Annotated in this window: 17 protein-coding genes; 11 read left to right on the top strand and 6 right to left on the bottom strand. The window is 70.9% G+C overall.

Translation table 11 applies throughout. The features are described from left to right. The first annotated feature begins 9 nt into the window (after nucleotides 1-9). On the top strand, nucleotides 10-681 hold the full coding sequence (locus tag Msi02_RS04480) for a FadR/GntR family transcriptional regulator (protein ID WP_079320528.1): 672 nt from the start codon (nucleotides 10-12) through the stop codon (nucleotides 679-681). A gap of 17 nt (nucleotides 682-698) precedes the next feature. On the opposite strand, the gene Msi02_RS04475 is transcribed toward Msi02_RS04480, so the two are convergent. After that, complete coding sequence (locus Msi02_RS04475) at nucleotides 699-1682, bottom strand: IS481 family transposase (protein WP_204047199.1); 984 nt, start codon at nucleotides 1680-1682, stop codon at nucleotides 699-701. 188 nt (nucleotides 1683-1870) lie between these two features. Continuing rightward, nucleotides 1871-2746, bottom strand: coding sequence for an NmrA family NAD(P)-binding protein (locus tag Msi02_RS04470; RefSeq protein WP_204047198.1), 876 nt, complete (start codon nucleotides 2744-2746; stop codon nucleotides 1871-1873). A 126-nt stretch (nucleotides 2747-2872) separates the two neighbouring features. On the opposite strand from Msi02_RS04470, the gene Msi02_RS04465 reads away from it, so the two are divergent. Then, nucleotides 2873-3775, top strand: a complete 903-nt coding sequence (locus Msi02_RS04465; RefSeq protein WP_204047197.1) for a LysR family transcriptional regulator — start codon at nucleotides 2873-2875, stop codon at nucleotides 3773-3775. A 124-nt stretch (nucleotides 3776-3899) separates the two neighbouring features. On the opposite strand, the gene Msi02_RS04460 is transcribed toward Msi02_RS04465, so the two are convergent. Next, nucleotides 3900-4244: an MmcQ/YjbR family DNA-binding protein gene (locus tag Msi02_RS04460; protein ID WP_079320527.1), complete on the bottom strand. Its 345-nt coding sequence runs from the start codon at nucleotides 4242-4244 to the stop codon at nucleotides 3900-3902. A 198-nt stretch (nucleotides 4245-4442) separates the two neighbouring features. Here Msi02_RS04460 and Msi02_RS04455 point away from each other — a divergent pair, with 198 nt between their 5' ends. After that, nucleotides 4443-5642 (top strand): cytochrome P450, encoded by a 1200-nt coding sequence (locus tag Msi02_RS04455; protein WP_204047196.1) that lies wholly within the window; start codon nucleotides 4443-4445, stop codon nucleotides 5640-5642. Nucleotides 5643-5648: 6 nt separating this feature from the next. On the opposite strand, the gene Msi02_RS04450 is transcribed toward Msi02_RS04455, so the two are convergent. Next, complete coding sequence (locus Msi02_RS04450; RefSeq protein ID WP_239108123.1) at nucleotides 5649-6893, bottom strand: ROK family transcriptional regulator; 1245 nt, start codon at nucleotides 6891-6893, stop codon at nucleotides 5649-5651. Between the two features lie 104 nt (nucleotides 6894-6997). Next, nucleotides 6998-8023: a GDP-mannose 4,6-dehydratase gene (locus tag Msi02_RS04445; protein WP_079320525.1), complete on the bottom strand. Its 1026-nt coding sequence runs from the start codon at nucleotides 8021-8023 to the stop codon at nucleotides 6998-7000. A gap of 254 nt (nucleotides 8024-8277) precedes the next feature. Between Msi02_RS04445 and Msi02_RS04440 the strand changes: the two genes are divergently transcribed. The 3 genes from Msi02_RS04440 to Msi02_RS04430 all read left to right on the top strand — a co-directional run bounded on the left by Msi02_RS04440 (nucleotide 8278) and on the right by Msi02_RS04430 (nucleotide 11368). Beyond that, entirely contained in the window at nucleotides 8278-9519 is a 1242-nt protein-coding gene (locus tag Msi02_RS04440) for a glycosyltransferase family 4 protein (protein ID WP_239108122.1), read from the top strand. A gap of 77 nt (nucleotides 9520-9596) precedes the next feature. Then, nucleotides 9597-10310 (top strand): class I SAM-dependent methyltransferase, encoded by a 714-nt coding sequence (locus Msi02_RS04435; protein ID WP_079320523.1) that lies wholly within the window; start codon nucleotides 9597-9599, stop codon nucleotides 10308-10310. After that, nucleotides 10307-11368 carry a prenyltransferase gene (locus Msi02_RS04430; RefSeq protein ID WP_204047195.1) on the top strand — a complete coding sequence of 354 codons (1062 nt, stop codon included), beginning with the start codon at nucleotides 10307-10309 and terminating at the stop codon, nucleotides 11366-11368. The genes Msi02_RS04435 and Msi02_RS04430 overlap by 4 nt, the downstream gene beginning before the upstream one ends. A 53-nt stretch (nucleotides 11369-11421) precedes the next feature. Here the strand turns inward: Msi02_RS04430 and Msi02_RS04425 are convergent, their stop codons facing one another. Next, on the bottom strand, nucleotides 11422-12051 hold the full coding sequence (locus tag Msi02_RS04425; RefSeq protein ID WP_204047194.1) for a class I SAM-dependent methyltransferase: 630 nt from the start codon (nucleotides 12049-12051) through the stop codon (nucleotides 11422-11424). Nucleotides 12052-12133: 82 nt separating this feature from the next. Here Msi02_RS04425 and Msi02_RS04420 point away from each other — a divergent pair, with 82 nt between their 5' ends. From Msi02_RS04420 to Msi02_RS04400, 5 genes are all read left to right on the top strand, one after another. After that, nucleotides 12134-12619: a pyridoxamine 5'-phosphate oxidase family protein gene (locus Msi02_RS04420; RefSeq protein ID WP_204047193.1), complete on the top strand. Its 486-nt coding sequence runs from the start codon at nucleotides 12134-12136 to the stop codon at nucleotides 12617-12619. A gap of 176 nt (nucleotides 12620-12795) precedes the next feature. Next, nucleotides 12796-12990: a ferredoxin gene (locus tag Msi02_RS04415; protein WP_169984313.1), complete on the top strand. Its 195-nt coding sequence runs from the start codon at nucleotides 12796-12798 to the stop codon at nucleotides 12988-12990. 37 nt (nucleotides 12991-13027) lie between these two features. Beyond that, nucleotides 13028-14113: an alcohol dehydrogenase catalytic domain-containing protein gene (locus tag Msi02_RS04410; protein WP_204047192.1), complete on the top strand. Its 1086-nt coding sequence runs from the start codon at nucleotides 13028-13030 to the stop codon at nucleotides 14111-14113. Between the two features lie 72 nt (nucleotides 14114-14185). After that, nucleotides 14186-14680: an MSMEG_6728 family protein gene (locus Msi02_RS04405; protein WP_204047191.1), complete on the top strand. Its 495-nt coding sequence runs from the start codon at nucleotides 14186-14188 to the stop codon at nucleotides 14678-14680. A 274-nt stretch (nucleotides 14681-14954) separates the two neighbouring features. Beyond that, nucleotides 14955-16400 (top strand): AAA family ATPase, encoded by a 1446-nt coding sequence (locus Msi02_RS04400; protein WP_204047190.1) that lies wholly within the window; start codon nucleotides 14955-14957, stop codon nucleotides 16398-16400. Nucleotides 16401-16473: the final 73 nt, after the last annotated feature.

The following is a 16473-nucleotide window of genomic DNA, read 5'->3' as shown; positions in this document are numbered from 1 at the left end:
AGACGGGGCGTGGCGGTCACCGACGCGGCGATCAGCAGTATCAAGGACATGATCCTGTCGGGCGAGCTGGGTCCGGGCGACCGGCTGCCCCGGGAGGCCGACCTGGCCGAGCGGCTGGGGCTGTCCCGCAACTCGCTGCGGGAGGCCGTCCGCGCGCTCGCCCTGATCAACGTGCTCGACGTGCGGCAGGGCGACGGCACCTACGTCACCAGCCTGGATCCACGCCTGCTGCTGGACGCCCTGTCGTTCGTGGTCGACTTCCACCAGGACGACACGGTCCTGCAGTTCTTCGAGGTGCGGCGCATCCTCGAACCCGCGGCCACCGCCATGGCGGCGACCCGGATGACCGACGAGGACGTCGCCGAACTGCGCGACATCCTGGACGCGTTCCCGGAGAAGCCGAGCACGGAGGACTTCGTCGCCAACGACCTGCGATTCCACCAGCGGATCGCCCTGGGCTCCGGCAACCCCGTGCTCAGCTCGCTGATCGAGAGCATCTCCGGCCCCACCGCGCGGGCCCGCATCTGGCGCGGCCTCACCCAGGAGGGCGCGGCCGAGACGACGCGGGCGCAGCACACCGCCATCTACGAGGCCATCGCGGGGCGCCGGCCGGAGATCGCCCAGGCGTGGGCCACCGTCCACATCGCGGGCGTGGAGGAGTGGCTGCGCCGCGCGCTGTGACCGCACCCCGCCGCGCGCTAGGTGTATTGACCCGCAGGGTTGTTGACACGACTGATGGGTGGTCGGCCATCCAGTGCGGTGTGGCACCGGTGGTAGTTGTAGGTATGGAGGAAGTCCGCCAGAGCCTTGGTGCGTTCGGCGTTGCTGGAGTACGGGCGCACGTACGCCCACTCGTCGAGCAGAGTGCGATTCAGGCGCTCGACCTTGCCATTCGTCTGCGGGCGATATGGTCGCGTGCGCTTATGGACGATCCCGGTGGCGTCGAGAGTCTGGGCGAACAGCCGGGATCGGTAGCAGGAGCCGTTGTCAGTGAGGACGCGCTCGACGGTGATGCCGTGCGCGGAGAAGAAGGCGTTCGCTCGCTCCCAGAAGGAGGCCGCAGTCTCCTTGCGTTCGTCGGTCAGGACCTCGCTGTAGGCGAGCCGGGAGTGATCATCGACGGCTGTGTGGACGAAGCTGTAGCCGATCACGGGACTACCGCCTTTGCGCGCGTCGGTCGTGGCCTGCCGGTTGGTGGCGGCCTGCTGGCGAGGCATGATCCGGTGGCCTCCGCCGTCGGGGATGTTGCCGAGCTTCTTGATGTCGACGTGGACCAGTTCGCCGGGACGCTCGCGTTCGTAACGGCGAATGACCTGGCCGGTGGGCCGGTCCATCCATCGCAGCCGGTTCAGCTGGTGGCGGGTCAGAACGCGATGGACTGTCGAGGCGGGCATGGCCAGGATCGGACCTATGCGTGCGGGGCCGAGCTTGCGCTCGCGCCGCAGCTCGCAGATGCGGCTCTCGATGTCGGCGGGGGTGCGGTGCGGTGTGGTCAGCGGACGGCTGGAGCGGTCATACAACCCTGCGTCGCCCTCGGCTCGCCAGCGCCGGACCCACTTGTGGGCGGTGGTGCGGGAAATACCCATCTCATCAGCGACATGGGCGACGGGCCTACCGCCGCGGACACGCTCAACGAGGAGACGCCTGCCGTGGACCGTCAACCGCGCATTGGGGTGGGACACCTGCACCTCTGGGTGGTATGAGGATCTAGAGAGCAGGCCGCGACCGGGACGCTCTGGCGAACATCGCGGTTGCGACACGCGATCCTATTGATCATTTCGATAGGCGGCATCGCCCGATGACGGAGTGCGGGGCCGGTTCCTCGGGTGCCGGATGAGGCGGCTGTGCCGGGCGCCGACCGGCGTGCTGGTCAGGACTGGACGGCCGGCTTCAGGACGTTCTGGCACCACTGACGGAAGTCGGTGGCCGTGGCCGGGTCGCGGGGTTCGGCGTCGTAGATGCCGTTGTTCTGCGCGTTGACCATGTCGGCCATGTCCTGGGCCAGCGAAGGGCTCGCGCCGCGCTGCACCATCCGGGCCTGGAAGTCGGCGAGCGGCACCTGCTGGTAGCGCACCGTGCGGCCCAGGGTTTCGGAGATGATCTCGGCCATGGCGTCGGGCGTCAGGCTGTCGGGGCTGACCAGTGGAACGCGGGCCTGACCGTTCCAGGTGATGTCCAGCAGAAGGGCTGCCGCCGCCGCGGCCACGTCCTGGGTGGCGACGGTCAGCAACGGCCGGTCCGCGGTGTTCGCCATGGAGAACACACCCTGCTGTGCGATCGGCTGAGCCTGGCGCAGGACATTCTCCATGAAGAACGGCAGCGCCAGCGCCCGGTACTGCACGCTGGTGCTCTCGATCAACTCGTCCATGTCGAGCGCGGCCGACAAGAGTCCGGCCTCGCCGTTGTACCCGTGCCCCAGGGAGGTGACGTGCACCATCCGCACGCCCCGGCTCGCGGCTTCCTGGGCGGCGGCCCGGGTGAAGTCCAGGTAGTAGCTCACGGCAGGGCCGGCGTCCCGGAAGCCGGCCGGGGGCACGAGCCAGAACAGGCGGTCAGCGCCCTCCAGCGCCTTCGCGATCGTGTCAGCGTCGGCGTGTGAGCCCTCCACCACCTCTGCCTGCGCGCGCACGTGCTCCGGGAGGCGGGAGGAGTCGCGGGCGATCACCCGGACCGGCTCACCGCTGTTCAGGACACGGTCCAGGACCTGTCGGCCAATGTCACCGGTCGGCGTAGTAATAACAATCATGAGTGGCTCCATGCGTGGCGGTCGACGGCGAACCCCCGGCGGCGCGCCGGGCGGTCGCTTTCGAGTGAACCCGGCGCAACGGCGCAGGTGAAGGACCACCTTGGTCGCTATTGATACCCTGGAGGTATGAATGATCTGGAGGTGCGACAGCTCCGCTACTTTGTCGCGGTCGCGGAGGAGCTGCACTTCGGGCGAGCCGCCGACCGGCTGGGCATGGCGCAGCCCCCTCTGTCCCGAACCATCCGGGATCTGGAACGACAGCTCGGCGTGGCGCTGTTCGAGCGGACCACCCGGCAGGTGAAACTCACCGGCGCCGGAGAAGTTCTGCTGCGCGACGCCAGAACCGCCCTGGAGGCGGTCACCGCCGCCGCCCACCGGGCCCGGCATGCAGGCAGCGCCTCGCCCCGGCTGCGGATCGCACTCAAGGCCGACATCGACGGCGGCCTGCTGCCGCAGATCCTGGACGCCTACAGCACCGACCCCGCAGCCCTGCCCGCTGAACTGGTCCTCGGAGGGTTCGGCGCTCAACCCCAGGCACTGCGCGATGGCCTCGCCGACGTCGCACTCGTGCTCAGCCCCATCGACGACCGCGGGCTGGACAGCGAGCCGCTGCTGACCGAGCCAGTCCTGGTCGCCATGGCCGCCACCGACCCGCTGGCCGCCCGTACTCAGCTGTGCCTGGCGGACCTGGCCGGCCGGAACCTCCCCAGCGGCGCGCCGGCCGACGACGGCCGAACCGCGCCACCCCCGCCCGGGGCAACAAGACCAGCCTCCAACTTGTCGGAGATCTTCAGCCTCGTCGAAACGGGCAGCATCGTGTTCTTCGCGCCCGCCTCGGTCGCCCGACGCAACCCGCGCCCCGGGGTCGCCTACCGGCCGGTCAGCGACCTGCCGAACTGCACACTGGCCATCGCGTGGCCCCAGGACGCCCGCTCACCGGCCGTCGCCGCCTTCGTACGCGCCGCTTGCGCGATCGCAGTCGCCCACCACGCACAAGCGGAGACCCACATGCAGAGCACGACCGCCTGAGCACCGTCACCATCGATACAAACACCGGCTGCGGGGTCGGGCCCACAGCAGCGAGTCGGCATGCAAGCCTGCGACAGGCATCGAGTCGCCTGCCCGTTGTCAACAACGCTTGTGGTCAATACAGCTAGGAGCGGGATTCGTGCGCCTCGACGAGGGACTTCGGCGCGGTGAGGCACCACGCCTCGGTGACCAGCTCGAACAGCTCGTCCGGGTCGATCTTCTCCAGATGGACCACGACCCAGCCGAAACGCCCGGCGGTGAACTGTGGCTCGAACACCTCGGGCCGCTCGGCCACCAGCGCGATCTGCTCCTCGATCGTCGCCTTGAGGCCCACCGTCTCGGTGCGCTCCCACAGGTAGCCGAAACCCTTGCCGCGCACCTTGAACGAGACCCAGTCGCCGCCCTCACCCTGGCTGACCTCGGGCAACCGGTCCAGCATGGCCAGGAACTCCTCGACGCTCACACCCATGTGCCCAGTCGTACCAGAGCCCACCGACAAGGCGGCGGCAGCGATCCGTCACCTCCGGGTCGCTTGACGGGCCGTCACCCACGTAATAGAACACGTTTCAGAATCAGCACGAACAAGCGCTTGATCACACTATCGGCGGGCGCCGACAGGGCGATCGTCCCTCTTATCAAGGGCAGCCAAACCCGATTAGGTGGATGCATGGAAATCAACCTCGTCGACAAGGACCGCTACGCGCGCAGCGGGGTGCCGCACGACCAGCTCCGCTGGCTCAGGGACAACGCGCCCGTCTACTGGCACGAGGGACAGGGCGACTGGCCCGGGTTCTGGGCGGTCACCAAGCACGCGGACGTCGTCCACGTCTCCCGTCACTCCGACCTGTTCTCCTCGGCCCGGAAACTGGCGCTGTTCGACGAGATGCCCGAGGAGCAGCGCGAGTTCCAGCGGCTGATGATGCTCAACCAGGACCCGCCCGACCACACCCGGCGCCGCTCGCTGGTCAACCGCGGCTTCACCCCCCGGCAGATCGGGCGGCTGGAGGAGCACATCCGGGACATCTGCCACGCGCTGGTGGACGAGGTCCAGGCCAAGCCCGAGGTCGACTTCGTGCGGGACATCGCCGCGCCGCTCCCGCTGTACGTGATCTGCGAGCTGCTCGGCGCTCCGGTCGAGGACCGGGACAAGATCTTCGAGTGGTCCAACCGCATGATCGGCAGCGACGACCCCGACTACTCCACCAGCCCGGAGGAGGGGCAGGCCGCCGCCTTCGAGGTCTACTCGTACGCCCACACGCTGGCCGCGGCCCGCAGGCAGGACCCGCGCGACGACATCGTCACCAGGCTCCTGCAGCCCGACGAGGACGGGCAGACGCTGACCGAGGACGAGTTCGACCTGTTCGTCCTGCTGCTGATCGTGGCGGGCAACGAGACCACCAGGAACGCGGCGTCCGGAGGCATGCTGACCCTCTTCGAGCACCCGGACCAGTGGAAGCGCCTGGTGGACGGCCCCTCCCTCGCCAGGACCGCCGCCGACGAGATCGTCCGCTGGGTGTCCCCGGTCAACCTGTTCCGGCGTACGGCCACGGCGGACACCGAGATCCGCGGCCAGAAGATCGCCGAGGGCGACAAGGTGGTGGTCTTCTACGCGTCGGCCAACCGGGACGAGGAGGTCTTCGAGCGGCCCGACGAGTTCGACATCGGCCGCGACCCCAACCCGCAGATCGGCTTCGGCGGTGGCGGGGCGCACTTCTGCCTCGGCAACCACCTGGCCAAGCTGGAGCTTCGGGTGCTGTTCGAGGTGCTGGCCCAGCGCCTGCCCGGCATCCGGCGCAGCGGCGAGGCCACGCGGCTGCGGTCCAACTTCATCAACGGCATCAAGACGCTGCCCGTCACACTCGGCTGAGGACTCTCAGGACAGCGGGGTCAGGGCCAGGCGCGGCCGGGCCGCAGCCTCGCCGTACCTGCCGGCGGATGAATCGGCGGGGCCGGGCTCCGGCTCCGCGGCCGGGTAGCGCGACAGCAGCGGTGACTCCCCGAGCGCCAGGGCGACGCCGCCGAGGGCGCCCGCGACGTCGCCGAGCGCCGCCCGGCGCAGGGTCAGCCGGTGACGCGAGATCGGCACCGCGCCCGCGTCCAGGGCCTCCTGGACGGGCCCAAGGAGCGGAGCGCCGACCTCGGCCAGTTCGCCGCCGATGACGATCACCCTCGGCCCGATCGCGTTGGACAGCGCGGCGAGCACCCGGCCGATCTCGGTGCCCACGTTGCGCAGCAGGCCCAGCGCGATCGGGTCTCCCGCCTCCACGGCGGCCGCCAGCGCGGGCAGGTCGTCGCCGCGCCCGCCCCTGGCGCGGTACGCGTCGAGCACCGCCCTGATCGAGGCGACGGTCTCCAGGCACCCCCTGCCGCCGCACTCGCAGGGCCTTCCCCCCGGGTCCACCGGAATGTGCCCGATCTCCCCCGACACCCCGTCGGCGCCGCGGTGCAACACCCCTCCGGCCACCACCCCGCCGCCGACGCCGTACGAGAGCCGCAGATAGAGCGCGTCCTGGTCGCCGGTGGCCGCGCCCCACGTCGACTCGGCGAGCGCCGCGAGCCTGGTGTTGTTGTCCAGCAGCACCGGCCCGCCGAAGCGCTCCCCGAGCAGGGCCCCGACGCCGGAGAGTGTCCCGGTCCGCGCCCCGGCCACCGGCCCCACGACGCCCACGCCCACACCTTTGAGCACCCTCTGCCACGACCCGCCGCCGACGAGCCTGCGGACGAGCCGTTCGGCGAGCGCCACCCGGTCGGCCCACGGCAGGCCGGGCGCGTGCGCCTCCCCCGCCGAGCCCACGATCTCGTACGTCACGCCGACGGCCGCGACGTGCACCGCGCGGCGGGCGAAGTCGATGCCGATGGCCTGGCCGACCGTGGGATTGAGGGCCAGCTTCTCGGCGGGCCGGCCCCGGCCGCGCGGCGCCTCGTCGGGCATCGCGCTGATCACCGCGCCCGTCGCCAGCAGCCCGCTGAGCGTGTCGTGCAGGGTCGTGCGCGACAGGCCGCACCGCCGGCTGAGCTCGCCCCGGTTGAGCGGGCCGTGCGCGCGCAGCAGGCCGAGCACGGCCTGCTCGTGCCCGCGCCGCGCCGGAGACACGGCATCCGGCCTGGATTGCCACATGCACAAAAGCATGCACAATTGGTAGGTTTTGTGTCAATCTTGGGACGACCGGCTGGAGCGCGACGGCGGCGCCGCCGGGCTACCGGTGAGCCCCGTCCCGGACGTCAGGCCCAGGAGGAGTCCTGCTCGGGATCGCCGCCGTCGGCGAGCAGGCGCAGGTCGGCCTCGACCATCATCGCCACGAGCTCCTCGAACGACACCGTCGGCTCCCAGCCGAGCTGGGTGCGGGCCTTCTTCGGGTCCGCACACAGCAGGTCGACCTCCGCCGGACGGTGCAGGGACGCGTCGCAGACGACGTGCCGCTCCCAGTCCAGGCCGGCGGCGGCGAACGCCGCCTCGACAAGCTCGCGCACCGAGTGCGTGCGCCCGGTGCCGATGACGTAGTCCTCGGGCTCGGCGGCCGACAGCATCATGTGCATGGCCCGGACGAAGTCGCCGGCGAACCCCCAGTCGCGGCGCGCCTCCAGATTGCCCAGGCGCAGCTCCGTGGCCATGCCGAGCTTGATCCGCGCGACGCCGAGGGAGACCTTGCGGGTGACGAACTCGGCTCCCCTGCGGGGCGACTCGTGGTTGAACAGGATGCCCGACACCGCGAACATGCCGTACGACTCGCGGTAGTTCTGGGTGAGGAAGTGCCCGTACGCCTTGGCCACGCCGTACGGCGACCTGGGGTGGAAGGGGGTGCGCTCGGTCTGCGGCGTCTCCCTGACCTGGCCGAACATCTCCGAGGACGACGCCTGGTAGAAGCGGATCTGCCCGGCCGACGAGCCGCGCGAGGCAGTGATGCCCGAGCAGACGCGGATGGCCTCCAGCACCCGGAGCACGCCCATGCCGGTCACCTCGGCGGTCAGCTCGGCCTGCTCCCACGACATGGGCACGAACGAGATGGCTCCCAGGTTGTAGACCTCGTCCGGCTGCACCTTCTCCACCGCCGAGATCAGCGACCCCTGGTCGAGCAGGTCGCCGCGGACCAGCCGTACGTCCTGCAGGAGCCGGCGCACGCGCGGGACGCGGGGGTTGGCCTGCCCGCGGACCAGGCCCCAGACCTCGTATCCCTCGCTCAGCAGGTGTTCTGCGAGATAGGAGCCGTCCTGACCGGTGATGCCGGTGATCAGCGCACGCCTGGCCAACGGATCCTCCTCGTAGCGCCCAACTTGGCCTATGAGAGGCGAATGTACCGCCCTGCCCGGCCGTGCCTACATATACGCGCTAGAACGTGTTGCACCGAATCTCGTTCGGGTAAGCTAACACCCCAGGTCGGGCAGGGTGAGAGTCGAGCGAGGACCCTTTCCACCTCACCTACCCCATCTAAGGTCAAATGGTAGTGTTCCTGGCAGCAGCCCCACGGGGGCACGGCTGGAAACCGGCTGGAAAGGGGTGCCTCTTGGCGGAGAGGCTGCGAGTCGCGCTGCTGTCCTACCGCAGCAAGCCCACCTGCGGCGGCCAGGGGGTGTACCTGCGCCACATAAGCCGCGAGCTCGTCGCTCTGGGCCACCACGTCGAGGTCTTCTCCGGCCAGCCCTACCCGGAGCTGGACGAGGGCGTGATCCTCAACAAGGTGCCGAGCCTGGACCTCTACCGCGACGAGGACCCGTTCCGCACACCGAAGCGCGACGAGTATCGCGACTGGATCGACGCGCTCGAGGTCGCCACGATGTGGACGGCCGGCTTCCCCGAGCCGCTGACGTTCAGCCTGCGCGCCTACCGGGAGCTGAAGAGGCGGCGCGGCGACTTCGACGTCGTCCAGGACAACCAGACGCTGGGCTACGGCCTGCTCGGCATCCAGCGGCTGTTCCCCGTGGTCGGCACCATCCACCATCCGATCAGCGTGGACCGGCGGATCGAGCTGAAGGCCGCCAAGGGCTGGAAGCGGCTGTCGATGCGCCGCTGGTACGGCTTCGTGCGCATGCAGAGCATCGTGGCGCCCCGGCTGAGCCCGATCCTGACCGTCAGCGAGTCGTCGCTCGCCGACATCCACCGCGACTTCAACGTGCCGCAGTCCAACATGCGGCTGATCCCGCTCGGCGTGGACACGCGGTTCTTCCACCCCCGGCCGGAACTGCCGAAGCGGGAGAACTCGATCGTGGCCGTGGCCAGCGCCGACTCGCCCATGAAGGGCGTGGCGACCCTGCTGCGGGCGGTCGCCAAGCTCGCCACCGAGCGCGAGGTCAACCTCACCGTGGTGAGCAGGCCCACTCCCGGAGGACCCACGGAACAGCTCGTCAACGAGCTGTCGCTGCACGACCGCGTACGGTTCGTGCACGGCATCCCCGACGAGGAGCTGGCGGAGCTGATCGCCACCTCCGAGGTCGCGGTGGTCCCCTCGCTGTACGAGGGGTTCTCGCTGCCGGCCGTCGAGCACATGGCGTGCGGCACGCCGCTGGTCGCCTCGCGTACGGGTGCCCTGCCCGAGGTGGTCGGCGACGCGGCCGTGCAGGTCACACCGGGCGACCCCGAGGAGCTGGCCGCCGTGCTGCGCCGCCTGCTCGACTCCCCCGAGGAGCGCGCGGAGTTCGGCCGGCGCGGCTACGACCGCGTGATGGAGCGGTACGCGTGGCCGGTCGTCGCCCGCCGCACGGTCGAGGCCTACCACGAGGCCATCGCCGCGCGCCGCGTCTCCCGATGAGCGTCTCCCGGTGACTCCCCAGAACCGGTGACCCCAGAACCGGTGACTCCCCAGAACCCACGAAAGGCAGGCACCGAGTGCTGACCGTCGACTTCAACCGGCTGCCCGTCGGACCGGGCGACCGCGTCCTCGACCTCGGGGCCGGTGGTGGCCGGCACGCCTTCGAGGTGCTGCGCCGGGGCGCCGACGTGGTCGCCTTCGACATGGACGCCGCCGAGATGGAGAACGTGGCGGCCATGTTCGCGGCAATGGACAAGGAGGGCGAGGTGCCGGCGGGCGCGACCGGGGACGCCGTCGTCGGCGACGCCCTCGACATGCCGTTCCCCGACGCGTCGTTCGACCGCGTCATCGCCGCCGAGGTGCTGGAGCACATCCCGGACGACATGGCCGCGATGCGCGAGATCGTACGCGTGCTGAAGCCGGGCGGCCGGGCCGCGATCACGGTGCCGAGCTTCCTGCCCGAGCGGATCTGCTGGGCCCTGTCGGAGGACTACCACACCGCCCCCGGCGGACATATCCGGATTTATACGTTGGCGGAGCTCCAGGCGAAGCTGAAGGCGTCCGGACTGGAGGTCGGCGGCCACCACCACGCCCACGGCCTGCACTCGCCGTACTGGTGGATCAAGTGCGCGGTCGGGGTGAACGACGACCAGCACCCGCTGGCCAAGGCCTACCACGAGCTTCTCGTCTGGGACATCATGAAGCGCCCCCTCGCCACCCGGCTGGCCGAGGCCGTGCTCAACCCCCTCATCGGCAAGAGCGTCGTGGTCTATGTCCGGAAACCGGCATGAGGCGGGTGCCGGACGTACCGGGGATCATCACCGCAGAGCAGGTCGTCCGTACGGCCGAGAGCATCGCCGCCGTCCAGGACGACCAGGGCGGCGTGCCCTGGCCCGAAGGCCACATCGACGCCTGGAACCACATCGAGTGCCTGATGGCGCTGACCGTGGCCGGGCTGCGCGAGGAGGCCCGCAAGGGCTACGACTGGCTCGTACGGCACCAGCGCCCGGACGGCTCCTGGCCGATGAAGGTCCGCGACGGCGAGCCCGCCGAGGCGGCCGGGGAGTCCAACCACGCGGCGTACATCGCCGTGGGGGTCTGGCACGACCTGCTGGTGACCGGGGACGAGGACTTCGCCCGGTCGATGTGGCCGGTGGTGGCGCGGGCCCTCGACTTCGTCATCGGCCTGCAGACCGCGCGCGGCGAGGTCCTGTGGCAGCGCGACGCCGAGGGACGTCCGGCGGAGTACGCCCTGCTCACCGGGTGCTCGTCGATCCACCAGGGCCTGCGGTGCGGGGCGCTGCTCGCCGAGCGGCTGGGCGACCCGCAGCCCGACTGGGAGCTCGCCGCCGACCAGCTCGGCCACGTGATCGCCGACCACCCGGAGGCGTTCGCCGACAAAAGCCGGTTCTCGATGGACTGGTACTACCCCGTGCTCGGCGGCGCCGTACGCGGGACGGCGGCGGCGCGGCGGTTCGACCTGGAGTGGGACACCTTCGTCGTGCCCGGCCTCGGCGCGCGCTGCGTCTCCGACCAGCCCTGGGTGACCGGCGCGGAGTCGTGCGAACTGGTGCTCGCGCTCGACGCCGCCGGGCTGCGGGAGCGCGCGCTGGCGGTGTTCGCCGACATGCAGCACCTGCGTCACGAGGACGGCTCCTACTGGACCGGCTGGCAGTTCGTGAACGAGCGGCACTTCCCCAACGAGCGGTCGGGATACACGGCCGCCGCGGTGGTGCTCGCCGCGGACGCCCTCGCCCGCGCCACCCCCGGCTCGGGGATCTTCCGCGACGCCGGCGGCCGGGAGGCCCGCATCACCGGCGAGTGCGGCTGCGAGCGCGCCCGCGCCTGACAAACCGGCCGTGCGGCTTGGAATCCCCCGTGCCGCCGCGGCGGGACACGCCGTCAGACGCGTTCGAGTACGCGCAGCGACCCGACGACCCGCACCTCGCGGAAGGCGCCCGACTCCAGCGCGCGCAGGTAGACCCGGTACGGCGCCTGCCCGCCGTCGGCCGGGTCGGGATAGATGTCGTGGAAGACCAGCGCGCCGCCCCGCATGACGTGCGGCGCCCATCCCTCGTAGTCGGCCGTCACCGGCTCCTCCGAGTGGCCGCCGTCGATGAACAGCACGGCCAGCGGAGTGGACCAGTGGCGGGCGACCGTGGCCGACGGGCCCACGATCGCGATCACCTCGTCCTCCAGGCCGGCGGCGGCGATCGTGTCGCGGAAGAACGGCAGCGAGTCCATCCGGCCGGTCCTCGGGTCCACCAGTTCGGGGTCGTGGTGCGGCCAGCCCGGCTGGATCTCCTCGGAACCCCGGTGATGGTCCACCGTGAAGACCACCGTGCCCGCCCGCCGCGCCCCGGCGCCCAGGTAGACGGCCGACTTGCCGCAGTAGGTACCGATCTCGCAGATGGGCCCGCGGGAGCCGTACGCGCAGGCGGTCTCGTACAGGGCCTCGCCCTCGGCGGGCGGCATGAAACCGCGCGCCTCCTCGGCGGCGCGGCGCAGGTCGTCGGGCATCGGGGTCACCATGCCGGGCACCCTACCCAACAAGCCGAACGATGTTCGGGACTGCCCCTTGTCCGCCCTGATGGAACGTGTTCTACTTTGCTTCGTGAACCAGCGCGCCCGCATCGCGATGAGCGAGGAAGAGATCGCCGGGCTCCTGCGGGACGCCCGCAAGCTCCAGCTCGGCACGATCAATCCCGACGGCACGCCTCACCTGGTCACGATGTTCTACGGACTCGACGACGGCCGCGTCACGTTCTGGACGTACGCCAAGTCGCAGAAGGCCCGCAACATCGAGCGCGATCCGCGGGTGAGCTGCCTGATCGAGACCGGGGACGAGTACGCGCAGTTGCGCGGCGTGCTCGTCTACGGCAAGGCGCGGCTGATCGACGATCCGGCGGCCGTCCTGGAGGTCGGCCTGGACGTCACCCGGCGGATGACCGGCATGCCCGTCGACGGCCCCGAGGCGCGGGCGTACGTCGAGCACACGGCACGCAAGCGCGTGGCCTACCTGGTCGAGCCGGCCCGCGTCGTCTCCTGGGATCACCGCAAGCTCGGCGGCGATGGGTCTGTCCCGCGGATCTCGCCGTAGCGAGGATCGGCCAGGTGGATGCGTCGCAAGGCGGAGGAGGAGGCCATAGCGGAGCTATGGGCGACGACGACAACGCAGCGAGGCGCCGCCTGGCCGACCGCAGTAGGCGGAAGATCCAAGGGACAGGCCCTAACGTGAACTCCAGCGCGACGTGACGCACAGGAGGAGGACGCGCCATGAAGATCAAGGTCGACTACGACGTGTGTGAGGCCAACGCCGTCTGCATGGGCCTGGCGCCCGAGGTCTTCGAGGTCGACGACGAGGACAACCTCCACGTGCTGATGCCCGAGCCGCCCGCCGAACTGCTCGACCGGGTCCGCCACGCGGTCCGGTCCTGCCCAAAGGCCGCGCTGTCGCTCGATGACGAGTGACGCGCGGCACCCACCACCGAAAGACCAGGAGGTCCCCATGCGCGGCGCGCTTCTCCACGCGGTCGGCGACGAAAAGCTCGACATCAGAGACGACTTCACGCTGACGCCGGTGGGCCCGGGTGACGTCCGGGTGCGGGTGAAGGCCACCGGCGTCTGCCACTCCGACCTCTCGGTGCTCACGGGCGTACTCCCCATGCCGCTCCCGATCATCCCCGGTCACGAGGGCGCGGGCGAGGTCGTCGAGGTGGGCGACGGCGTGACCACCGTGCAGCCGGGCGACCACGTCATCATCAACTGGACGCCCGCGTGCGGCGCCTGCCCGAGCTGCGTGGGCGGCCAGCCGAACCTCTGCATGACGTACATGATGAAGAGCTTCACCGAGCCGCGGTTCCTGTTCGACGGCGCGACCCCGGCGTTCGGCATGGCCGGGTGCGGCACCTGGGCCGAGGAGATCATCGTGCCGTGGCAGGGGGCGATCAAGGTCGACTCCGACGTGCCGTACGAGGCGGCGGCGCTGATCGGCTGCGGCATCACGACGGGCGTCGGCGCGGTGCTCAACACCGCGAAGGTGCGCCCCGGCGCGACCGTCGCGGTCGTCGGCTGCGGCGGCGTCGGCCTGTCGGTGATCCAGGGCGCCCGCATCTCCGGCGCGACCACGATCCTCGCGATCGACCCGCTGGAGTCCAAGCACGCGCTCGCGAAGAAGGTCGGAGCCACCCACGCCTGCACCCCCGACCAGCTCATGGACGCGATCGGCACGCTGACCGGCGGCCAGGGCTTCGACCACGGCTTCGAGGTGGTCGGCAAGTCGGCCGCGATCATGACGGCCTGGCAGGCGACCCGGCGCGGCGGCGACGTCATCGTCGTCGGCGCGGGCGCCATGGACGACCAGGTGCCGCTGACCGCCTTCAACCTGCTGTTCGAGGGCAAGAACATCCTCAGCTCGCTGTACGGCGACGCCGACGTCCGCAGGGACTTCCCGCGTTTCGTGAACCTCTACAAGGCGGGCAAGCTCGACCTGGACAGCATGATCAGCTCCCGCATCAGGATCGGCGACCTGAACGACGCCGTCGACGCCCTGCGCGGCGGCGAGGTGCTCCGGCAGATCGTGCTGTTCGACTGACGCCACGGCCCGCCGGAGATCTCCCCGGCGCGGGGGATATCTCCGGCGGGCCGGGGTAACCCGAGCGGCGACATGCAGACGTTCCTGCCGTACCCCGACTTCGCGGCCACCGCCCGCGTCCTCGACCCGCTCCGCCTCGGCAAGCAGCGGGTCGAGGCCCTGCAGATCCTGCGCACGCTCACCATTCCCGGGTACGGCTGGCGGCACCACCCGGTGGCGCACATGTGGGCCGGGTACGAGGAGGCGCTGGTCCGCTACGGCCTGGAGATCGTGGCGGCCTGGTGCGACCTGGGCCGCGCCGACACCTGCGCCGGGACGATGACCAGGGAACTGCTCGACTGCCGGGGCATCGCGACGCCCCGCACCCAGGCGGCCCTCGCGGAGGCGGACGAACTGCCGCCCTGGCTCGGGGACCCCGCCCTCCACCTCAGCCACCGCTCGGCCCTGCTGCGCAAGGACCCGGAGTTCTACGGCCCGAAGTTCCCCGGAGACCCCGACGACCTCCCCTACGTCTGGCCCGGCTCCGACCGCGTCAACGCCCTGCTCCCACCCCGCCGCACCCTGTAATGCCCAAGCCGACCGCGAGGCCGACGCGACGATGCGCGCCGCGGTGAAGACCGTCCGATCCGACCCTGACGCAGTGGCGAAGGTGCGGCGGATGACCGAGCACGTGCTGGCGCATCGGACCTGGAGCTCGACGGCGCGCGCGTAGCGGAGATCGCCGACCCCGACGAATAGCCGACAACGCGGCGGCGACCCTCGACGTCGGCCCGCGCGCCTGTGTCCGTACGGCGAGTGTGTAGATTGCATCTACGTAGATGTCATCTACATAAGGGGTACGGTGAGCGCGGTTCCTTTCATCGGCAGGCGGCGAGAGCTGGCTGCCCTGACCAAGCGCCTCGACCGGGTCAGCCGGACGGGTGCCGGCTCCGCCATGGCCATCAGGGGACGCCGCCAGGTCGGCAAGTCCCGGCTGGTGCAGGAGTTCTGCGACAGGGCCGGTGTGCCGTACCTGTTCTTCACCGCGACCAAGGGGATGTCGCCGGTCGAGGCGGTCGAGGCGTTCTGCGCCGAACTCAAGGAGTCGTGCCTGCCCGCCGATCCCGAGCAGGTCGTCCGCGTCACCAGCGGAAGCTGGCCGGAGGCGTTCCGGGTGCTGCACGCGGCGGTCCCGCCGACCCCCTCGATCGTCGTCGTCGACGAGATGCCCTGGCTGGCGGAACAGGACGACCTGTTCGACGGCGCGCTGCAGACGGCCTGGGACAGGCTCCTGTCGGGCAAGCCCGTTCTCCTGCTCCTGCTCGGCAGCGACCTGCACATGATGGAGCGGCTGACCGCCTATGACCGGCCGTTCTACGGGCGCGCCGACACCATGGCGCTCGACCCGCTCGATCCCGCGGAGACCGCCGGGGCGCTGGGCCTGACCGGAGGTGACGCGATCGACGCGTACCTCGCCAGCGGAGGGCTGCCCGGGATTCTGCGCGCCTGGCCGCACGGCACTCCTCCACTGGAGTTCATCCGGCAGGAGTGCGAGGACCCGGCGTCGGCCCTGTTCGGCGTGCCCGAGTCCGTCCTTCTCGCGGAGTTCCCCACTCCCGACCAGGCCCGCCGGGTGCTGGAAGCGGTCGGCAGCGGCGACAGGACGCACGCCGCCATCGCCGCGACGGCGGGCGGGCGCGAGGGGCCGCTGCAGTCCGGATCACTCTCCCCTCTCCTGCGCAGGCTCACCGGCGAGAAGCGCGTGCTGGCGATGGACGAGCCGCTGTCCGTCCAGCCGGGCAAACCGGCGCTGTACCGCATCCGCGATCACAATCTGCGGATGTACCTGGGCGTCCTGCGCGCCGCGGCGGAACACGCGCATCGGGGGCGTCCCGACCTCGCGTTCCGGCTCGTACGGCGACGCTGGGCGAGCCTACGTGGACGAGCCGTCGAACCGGTCGTCAGAGAGGCGCTGGGCATGGCCGCCGCGGCGGGAGAGCTGCCCTGGCCGGACGCGGAGGCCGTCGGCGGATGGTGGAACCGCCGGTTTTCCCCGGAGGTGGACCTGATCGGCGCGGACCGGGCACCGGTGGCACGACGGGTGCTGTTCGCGGGCTCGATCAAATGGCTCGGCACGCCGTTCGACGGTCACGACCTGGCCGCGCTGCGCCGCGACGCCGCACAGGTGCCGGGCTTCGACGCGGAGGCGGGCGGCCTCGCGGTGGTGTCGCTGTCCGGGGTCCATCCCTCGGTGGAGGGCGTCGGCCTGGCGTGGGGCGCCGACGACGTGGTCGCGGCGTGGGGGTGAGGGCAGGCCGGAGGGCCGGGCGCACCTGACGGAGCACCCGGCCCGGACCTCGCGAGAGCTGGGGAGAGAGAAG

Source organism: Microbispora siamensis (assembly GCF_016863095.1).
Classification (GTDB): domain Bacteria; phylum Actinomycetota; class Actinomycetes; order Streptosporangiales; family Streptosporangiaceae; genus Microbispora; species Microbispora siamensis.
Note: the sequence above shows the minus strand (reverse complement) of the source record. Positions and strands in the feature narration are given on the sequence as shown.

Bases quoted from the DNA above. Each gene is read 5' to 3' on its own strand.
- Msi02_RS04410 (WP_204047192.1), top strand. From the start codon at position 13,028: ATGCGCGGCGCGCTTCTCCACGCGGTCGGCGACGAAAAGCTCGACATC.
- Msi02_RS04455 (WP_204047196.1), top strand. From the start codon at position 4,443: ATGGAAATCAACCTCGTCGACAAGGACCGCTACGCGCGCAGCGGGGTG.
- Msi02_RS04450 (WP_239108123.1), bottom strand. From the start codon at position 6,893: ATGTGGCAATCCAGGCCGGATGCCGTGTCTCCGGCGCGGCGCGGGCAC.
- Msi02_RS04470 (WP_204047198.1), bottom strand. From the start codon at position 2,746: ATGATTGTTATTACTACGCCGACCGGTGACATTGGCCGACAGGTCCTG.
- Msi02_RS04460 (WP_079320527.1), bottom strand. From the start codon at position 4,244: ATGGGTGTGAGCGTCGAGGAGTTCCTGGCCATGCTGGACCGGTTGCCC.
- Msi02_RS04405 (WP_204047191.1), top strand. From the start codon at position 14,186: ATGCAGACGTTCCTGCCGTACCCCGACTTCGCGGCCACCGCCCGCGTC.
- Msi02_RS04425 (WP_204047194.1), bottom strand. From the start codon at position 12,051: ATGGTGACCCCGATGCCCGACGACCTGCGCCGCGCCGCCGAGGAGGCG.
- Msi02_RS04465 (WP_204047197.1), top strand. From the start codon at position 2,873: ATGAATGATCTGGAGGTGCGACAGCTCCGCTACTTTGTCGCGGTCGCG.
- Msi02_RS04415 (WP_169984313.1), top strand. From the start codon at position 12,796: ATGAAGATCAAGGTCGACTACGACGTGTGTGAGGCCAACGCCGTCTGC.
- Msi02_RS04430 (WP_204047195.1), top strand. From the start codon at position 10,307: ATGAGGCGGGTGCCGGACGTACCGGGGATCATCACCGCAGAGCAGGTC.